Consider the following 1,047-nt stretch of genomic DNA (forward strand, 5'->3'; position numbering starts at 1 on the left):
GTGATAAGCAACGGCAGCGCGGCGAGGGGAGCGTCCGTGAACATCACGGTGCCGGCGAGCATCCGATGGTGGGTGAGCGTGCTGCGAGGCGCGTGTCGAGGTGTCCGGGCGTTACGGGTAGGCCGACGGCGTCGATCGCCTCGCGTCGGCACGGGTGGGGAAGAGAGGGCGGCTCTCGCAGCGCGGCGCGTATCGATACCGGTCGTCGGGGGAGAAAGGGCGGGTTCGGGCATACAAGACTTTCCTGGAGGAGGGGGACGATGAAGGTGAGCACGGTCGCCGCCGCCGTCACACGGTCCAACCAGGAGGTGCGGCCGGGAAGTGTGCCGCTTCGGCGGCGATAATCCTGAATCGGGTCACACACGGTGCTGCAGGCGGGGCGCGCTTCGGGGCGCACATCGTGGCCGTCGGCGGCATCACGCAGACGGGACGCGCCAGCGGTGGCTTAGAGGGCGGGCGCGAGCTGAGCGTTGATCAGGTGCGACTGATCGACAAAACGATCAGGGAGGGCCGCAGAAGAGCCGACCTGGACGTGAACGAGGCCGACCTGCCGGGGAGGGATCGCAGCCACGCCGGCAGCGACATCCACCCGTCCCGGGCGGGTAACACCAGGATGAGCAGGGTCAGCAACGCGAGCAGACACGTCACGGCAGCTACAGCATGAGACGTCCCGCAGACCGTCTCATCGCACGAGGGTGTCACCACCCCGCTGACCAGGATGTCGGCGGCGGTGTCGGGAGCCGCAACGGCGGCGGCGACGACAGCGCCCGCCTGGTCCTCTTCCAGACTCAGCGAGTGCATCGCGAGCAGTCCCGCGATGATCGCGGTCACCGCGGCCAGGTAGAACCACAGGGCGCGCCGGGACCCGAGTGCCCGCCGTCGCGCCACCAACTGATTCACCGTCGACGCTCCTTCCTCAATGTCGCCAGCATACCCCTGGCGGGTAGCCGTCTCCGAGGCGGGTCTCATCGGCGGCCGCGGGCGACCGCGACACGTCCCCCCCCGGATACCCCGGATGGGTATATGCTGGGTGGGAGGGCGCCTCGC

Annotated in this window: 1 protein-coding gene; it reads right to left on the reverse strand. The window is 69.2% G+C overall.

What is annotated here, in order from left to right:
• Positions 1-474 precede the first annotated feature (474 nt).
• The gene (locus MHO01S_RS16125) at positions 475-900 is read right to left on the reverse strand and encodes a DUF6153 family protein (protein WP_060958957.1); all 426 of its coding nucleotides are present in this window, start codon (positions 898-900) and stop codon (positions 475-477) included.
• Positions 901-1,047 lie beyond the last annotated feature (147 nt).

The sequence above is a fragment of the Microbacterium hominis NBRC 15708 genome (genome assembly GCF_001592125.1).
In the GTDB taxonomy this organism is placed as follows: Bacteria; Actinomycetota; Actinomycetes; order Actinomycetales; family Microbacteriaceae; genus Microbacterium; species Microbacterium hominis.